This window comes from Microbacterium sp. K35 (assembly GCF_004794375.1).
Lineage (GTDB): Bacteria > Actinomycetota > Actinomycetes > Actinomycetales > Microbacteriaceae > Microbacterium > Microbacterium sufflavum.
On the sequence record NZ_SSDM01000070.1, the window covers coordinates 1 to 6,705 of the forward strand.

General features: G+C 69.9%; 6 protein-coding genes. All 6 read left to right on the forward strand.

Annotation, left to right across the window (positions count from 1 at the left end; translation table 11 throughout):
• The coding region (locus DW299_RS01900) for a M20/M25/M40 family metallo-hydrolase (protein ID WP_136035440.1) at window positions 1–633 on the forward strand (633 nt) is incomplete at its 5' end.
• Window positions 634–949: 316 nt separating this feature from the next.
• Complete coding sequence (locus tag DW299_RS01905) at window positions 950–2,755, forward strand: ABC transporter substrate-binding protein (RefSeq protein WP_240745286.1); 1,806 nt, start codon at window positions 950–952, stop codon at window positions 2,753–2,755.
• Between the two features lie 73 nt (window positions 2,756–2,828).
• Window positions 2,829–3,872: an ABC transporter permease gene (locus DW299_RS01910; protein ID WP_136035442.1), complete on the forward strand. Its 1,044-nt coding sequence runs from the start codon at window positions 2,829–2,831 to the stop codon at window positions 3,870–3,872.
• Window positions 3,869–4,783 (forward strand): ABC transporter permease, encoded by a 915-nt coding sequence (locus DW299_RS01915; RefSeq protein ID WP_136030919.1) that lies wholly within the window; start codon window positions 3,869–3,871, stop codon window positions 4,781–4,783. The genes DW299_RS01910 and DW299_RS01915 overlap by 4 nt, the downstream gene beginning before the upstream one ends.
• Before the next feature lies 1 nt (window position 4,784).
• Window positions 4,785–6,434, forward strand: a complete 1,650-nt coding sequence (locus DW299_RS01920; RefSeq protein WP_136035443.1) for an ATP-binding cassette domain-containing protein — start codon at window positions 4,785–4,787, stop codon at window positions 6,432–6,434.
• The coding region (locus DW299_RS01925) for an LD-carboxypeptidase (RefSeq protein ID WP_240745287.1) at window positions 6,431–6,705 on the forward strand (275 nt) is incomplete at its 3' end. The genes DW299_RS01920 and DW299_RS01925, both read left to right, overlap by 4 nt.

Here is a 6,705-nt window from a genome sequence, read left to right on the forward strand (position 1 = left end):
CCGCACCCCGACGGCGCCCTCAAGGTCGGCCGTCGCGGCAGCGCGCGGGTGCGCCTCTCGGTCACCGGGCGCGCCGCCCACGCCGCCCTCGATCCGGAGCACGGGATCTCGGCCGTGGACGAACTCGTCGACCAGCTGCTCGCGGTGCGACGCATCGTCGCGGATCCTGCCCTGCCCGGTCCGGTGCTGTGCAACGTCGGCACGATCGCCGGAGGAGCCCGCACGAACGTGGTGCCGGCGGAGGCGACGGCCGAGATCGGCCTGCGCTTCACGGATCCCGACACCGAACGCCGGGTGCTCGACGCCCTGGCCGCGCTGCACCCGGTACGCGAGGGCGCGACCGTGACGGCGGAGGTGCTCAGCGCGCGGCCGGCCTGGCGGGCCTCCGCGCAGGACGCCGCCCTGCTGGAGCAGATCTCCGAAGCGGCGGCCGGTGTCGGTCAGCGCATCGAGGGTCGTCCGGCCGCGGGCGCCGGGGACACCAACCTGCTGGGCGGGCTCGGACTGCCGACCGTCGACGGCTTCGGGCCACGGGGCGGGGGCGCGCACGCGGTGGACGAGCATTTCCTGCGCTCCTCCCTGCACGACCGGGTCGCGCTCCTGCGTGCCGTGCTCACGATCGCCGCGGACTGACGATACGATTCCCGTTCGCGTGCCCCGGGACCCCTGGCGAGGATACGTTCCGGATCTCCACGGTGACGATGCGACGCCGTCTCGGCGGTTCCCGCACGTGCGCATCCTGGCAGCCCCGTGTTTCCGCCGTGTTACACCCGAACGGCGCCGGGGGGTCTTCTCCACGACCGCAGTTTTTCTTCCGCGATACGCATCGAATCTCTTGACCCCGGGCCCGACTTCCGCTTGCATGGTCTCCACCGACCCGGCTTCATCGTGGATCCGGGCGGCGCCCGAAGGGACTTCTTCCATGCGTCTTGCCCCCCGCTCGAAATCAGTGCGAAGTCTGACCGCCGCCGCGATCGCGACCGCGCTTCTCGTCGCCGCGCCGGTCGGTGCCGCCCAGGCGCAGACCGCGAGCGCCGCCACCGAATCCCCCGCATCGGACACCACGCTGCGCATCGCGACGTCCGGGTTCGTCGACACGTTCAACCCGTTCATCTCGATCTACCTCACGCCGACCAACATCATCCGGTACGTGTACGAGTCGCTCGTGCAGAACGACGCCGAGGACGGCTCCCCGACCAAGGGTCTGGCGGACTCGTGGGAGGCCACCGACGGGGGCCAGACCTGGACCTTCACGCTGCAGGACGACCTGGTGTGGTCCGACGGCGAGCCGATCACCTCCGCCGACGTGAAGTACACGTACGACCAGATGCTCACGGTGCCCGCGCTGGGCACCGCAAACGGCAACCTGGTGTCGAACTTCGACACGGTCGAGACGCCCGACGACAAGACCGTCGTCATCACCCTGAAGACCCCGCAGGCCCCGAACCCCGGCTCCGAGATCCCGATCGTGCCGAAGCACATCTGGGAGAAGGTCGACGACCCGACCACGTTCGCCAACGACTCCGAGGTCGTCGGCTCCGGCCCGTTCGTGCTGGACAGCTACTCCGCCAACCAGTCCATCACCCTGAAGGCGAACGAGAACTTCTGGCGCGGCGCCCCCAAGATCGACGCGATCCAGTACGTGTACTACACGAACTCCGACGCGCAGGTGCAGGCCCTCAAGGCGGGCGACGTCGACCTCGTCACCGGTCTCACCCCCACCCAGTTCGAGGCGCTCGACGGCGTCGACGGCGTCACCACCCACTCCGGTGAGGGCCGCCGCTACCACTCGATCAGCATCAACGTGGGCCAGCAGACCCGCGACAACGTCCCCTACGGCACCGGCAACGCCGCGCTCAAGGAGCTCGAGGTGCGCCAGGCCATCCGCCTCGGCACCGACACCGCGACCCTGCTCGACAAGGTGCTCGACGGCGAGGGCACGCTGGCGACGAGCTTCATCCCCGCGTCCTTCCCGAAGTGGCACCTGTCGGAGGACGACGACGTGATCGTCGGCTTCGACCCCGAGGCCGCGCAGGCGAAGCTCGACGAGGCCGGCTGGACGCCCGGGGCCGACGGCATCCGCGAGAAGGACGGGCAGCGTCTCGCGCTGCGCCTGCTGATCGATGCCGACGACGCGAACGAGCAGTCCATCTCCGACTTCTTCGTGCCGTGGATGAAGGACATCGGCATCGAGATCACGGTCGAGTCCACCGACTCCGACACCATCAGCGCGAAGGCCACGTCCGGCGACTACGACCTGTACTTCAGCGGCTGGTCGGTCAACCCCGACCCCGACTACCAGCTCGGCATCAACACCTGCATGAACCTGCCGACCGCGACCGACGGCACCGGCGGCACCACGCAGGACGGCTACTGCAACCCCGAGTTCGACGAGATGTACGCCCAGCAGCGCTCCGAGATCGACGAGGAGAAGCGGCAGGAGATCGTGCACGACATGCTCGCGCTGAACTACACCGACACCGCACAGGTGGCCACCTGGTACGCCAACTCGCTCGAGGCGTACCGCTCCGACCGCTTCACCGGGTTCACCCTGCAGCCCAAGGACGGCGGCATCATCGCCAACCAGGCCGGCTACTGGGGCTACCTGACCGTGGAGCCGGTCGAGGGCGCGACGGCCGGCGGCACGGGCACCAACACGGGCCTCATCATCGGCGGAGTCGTCGTGGGAGTGATCGTCGTGGGCGCCCTGGTCTTCTTCCTGATCCGACGCCGCAACATCGCCGACGTCGAATGAGCCCCGCGAGACGTCGCGGGCGGCGGTAGCCCGCCCCCCGCGACGTCTCCGGCTCCGCAGCAAGGAGACCCCCATGTCCAACGCGGTACCCCCCTCCACCTCGGCCATCGCCACGAGCGCGGCCGCCGAAGAGCAGCCGACCGGCGTCGGCGCCCTCCGGTACATCCTCGGCAAGCTCGGCGGCGCGGCCATCAGCCTCGCGATGGTGATCCTCCTCGGATTCTTCGCCTTCAAGATCCTGCCCGGCGACCCGGTCGCCTCGATCGCCCGCGAACGCGGCATGAGCGCCGAGCAGGCCGACCAGCTGCGTGAGCAGCTCGGCCTGAACAAGCCGCTGTGGCAGCAGTTCTTCGACTACCTCGGCAACGTCTTCACCCTCAACTTCGGCACGAGCTACGTGTACCGCACGTCGGTGTCCGAGCTGATCGGCCAGTACTTCTGGAACACGATCCTGCTCACCGGGACCGCGGCGGTGATCGCGATCGCGCTCGGCCTGTGGCTCGGCCAGAAGGCGGCGTGGAAGCACGGCTCCACCTTCGACCGCATCGTCTCCGGCACCTCGCTCGTGTTCTGGTCGGTGCCGACGTTCTGGCTGGCCCTGCTGCTGCTGATGATCTTCGGCGGCACGCTGCACTGGTTCCCCACCGGCGGCATGGTGTCTCCCAACCCGCCGACCGACCCGGTGGGCATCGTGCTCGACGTGATCTCGCACATGGTGCTGCCGGTGATCACGATGGTCGCCGTGGTGTACGCGCAATACCTCATGGTGATGCGCAGCTCGCTCCTGGAGGAGATGGGCGCCGACTACCTCACCACCGCACGCGCCAAGGGCCTCCGCGAAGACCTCGTGCGCCGCCGCCACGCCGTGCCGAACGCGCTGCTTCCCACCGTCACCCTCGTGTTCATGCACATCGGCGGCCTGATCGCGGGAGCCGTGACCGTGGAGACGGTGTTCTCCTGGCCCGGCCTCGGCAAGCTCACGTTCGAGGCGATCTCCGGCCCCGACCTCCCGCTCCTGCAGGGCACCTTCGTGGTGTTCTCCACGATCATCATCGTGATGAACCTCATCGCGGACCTCATCTACCGTCAGCTCGACCCGAGGGTGAGGCGCGCATGACCACGGCATCCCCGACCATCCGTTCGCCCCGCGCCCTGGCATGGCACCGCCGCGGCGTCGCCTTCACCGGCTTCTGCCGGGAGTTCGCGCACCACCGCGCCGGCATGGTGGGGCTCGTCTTCCTCATCATCGTGGCGCTCGTCGCGATCTTCGCGCCCGTCATCGCCCCCGCGAGCATGCTCGACGTGACGAAGCTCGTCGACGTGCAGCGGTTCGCCCCGCCCTCGTGGGAGCACCCGCTGGGCACCGACCACCAGGGTCGCGAGATCTGGGTGCGCATGGTGTGGGGCGCCAGGGTGTCGCTGCTCGTCGGGCTCGCCGCCACCGCGATGTCGATGATCATCGGCACGCTCGTCGGCATCGCCGCCGGACACTTCACCGGCTTCTTCGGCGGCCTCATGATGCGCATCATCGACTTCTTCCTGGTGCTGCCGTCGCTGATCCTCGCGATCGTGCTGTCGTCGGTGCTGAGCCGCGGAGTGTGGACGATCATCATCGCCATCGGCCTCACCTCCTGGGCGGGCACGGCCCGCGTGGTGCGCGCGCAGACGCTGTCGGTCGAGTCGCGCGACTACATCGAGCGCTCGCGGGCGCTCGGCGCCGGCCACTGGCACATCATCCTCAAGCACCTGCTGCCCGGGGTGCTGCCGCTCGTGCTCGCGAACACGACCCTCACGGTCGGCTCCGCGATCATCTCCGAGTCGACGCTGGCGTTCCTCGGCCTCGGCGACACGACCCTGCAGTCCTGGGGCTCGATCCTGAAGAACGCGATGGACGTCTCCGCCGCGACCAGCGGCTACTGGTGGTACGTGCTCGTGCCCGGTATCGCGATCGTGCTCGTGGTGCTGGCCTTCACCGTGATGGGCCGCGCGGTCGAGAACATCACAAACCCGACGCTGAGGAGCCGCTGAGATGCCCGACCTGATCTTCGACGAGGTCTCCATCACCTACCGCACCTCCGGCCGCTCCGGCCGCGACGAGGTCGCCGCGGTGCGCAGCGTCTCCCTCACCCTCCCCGCCGGGCAGACCCTCGGCATCGCCGGCGAGTCGGGGTCGGGCAAGAGCACCCTCGCGATGAGCGTGCTGCGCCTGCTCCCCCGCAACGCCCGACTCAGCGGACGCGTGCTGCTGGGCGACCAGGACGTGGCGACGCTGTCGTTCGGACAGCTGCGCGCCGTGCGGTGGGCGCAGACCTCCATCGTGTTCCAGGGCGCGATGCACTCGCTGAACCCGGTGCGCACGGTCGCATGGCAGCTGAACGAGGCGCTGGAGCTGCACGCCTCCGATCGCTGGAAGACCGAGAAGGCGCGGAAGGAACGGGTGCGCGAGCTGCTCGACGTCGTCGACCTTCCGCCGCAGAAGGGCGAGGCGTATCCGCACGAGCTCTCCGGCGGGCAGCGGCAGCGCGTCATGATCGCGATGGCTCTCGCGTGCGACCCCGAGGTGATCATCGCGGACGAGCCCACCACCGCGCTCGACGTGATCGTGCAGAAGCAGATCCTCGACATGATCTCCCGGCTGGTCGCCGAGCGCGGCATCTCGATGCTGATGATCAGCCACGACCTGTCGGTGCTCGCGACCGCGTGCGACCGCATCGCGATCATGCGCAACGGCGAGCTGGTCGAGGTCGGCGAGAGCTACGCGGTGTGCACGACGCCCGAGCAGGCGTACACGCGCCAGCTCGCCGACGCGTTCCCCACCATCGGCGACCCCGCCTCCCGCATGGCGCCGGTGACCCGGCACGGACGCGACGCCGACGACGTGCCGGAGATCGTCCACGGCGACGAGGTGCTGCTGGAGGCGAAGGGCCTCAACGTCACCTACCGCTCGGGCGGCCGCCCCGTGCACGCGGTGCGCGACGTCGACCTCGCGGTGCGGCGCGGCGAGATCGTGGCGCTGGTCGGCCAGTCCGGCTCGGGCAAGTCGACCCTCGCCCGCGCCCTCATGGGACTGCAGCCCGCCGACCCGGGGTCGCAGATCCTGTTCGAGGGCTCTCCGATCGCGGCGAAGGGCCGGGCGCTCGCGCAGTTCCGCTCGCAGGTGCAGCTGGTGCTGCAGGACCCGTGGGCGGCGCTCAACCCCAAGCACAGCGTGTACGAGTCGGTCGCCGAGGGCCTGCGCGTGCAGCGCTACCCCGGAGACGAGCGCGAGCGCGTGGCGCAGAGCCTCGCCGACGCCGAGCTGACGCCGCCCGAGCAGTACTTCGGCGCGATCCCGCAGGAGCTCAGCGGCGGTCAGCGGCAGCGCGTCGTGATCGCCGGGGCCCTGGCCGTGCAGCCGCAGATGCTGATCGCCGACGAACCCGTCGCCTCGCTCGACGCCTCGGTGCGCGGCGAGATCCTGGGACTGCTGCTCGACCTGCGCCGCCGCCTCGGGCTCTCGGCGCTCGTCATCACGCACGACCTCGGGCTCGCGTGGAACATCGCCCACACGGTCGCCGTCATGTACCACGGGCAGATCGTGGAGCACGGCCCCACGGAGGAGGTGCTGCTGAACCCTCAGCACGAGTACACGCGGCACCTGCTCTCCGCGGCACCGCGCATCGAGGAGAGGACCGCATGACCGACACGATGGAGGGCACCGCGATCGGCACGGACTCGCCCTACCTGGACTCCGCGCCGCTGCGACCGGGCGACACCGTGGCGATCGTGTCGCCCTCGGGCCCCGGCAACGAGGAGAACACGCAGCGCGCCGTCGACTACTACGAGTCGTGGGGCCTGAACGTGAGGGTGGGAGAGCACGTGCTCACGCCGCACCCGCGCGCCTCCTACCTCGCCGGCCCCGACGACCTGCGCCGCGCCGACCTCGTGGCCGCCTGGCTGGACCCCGAGGT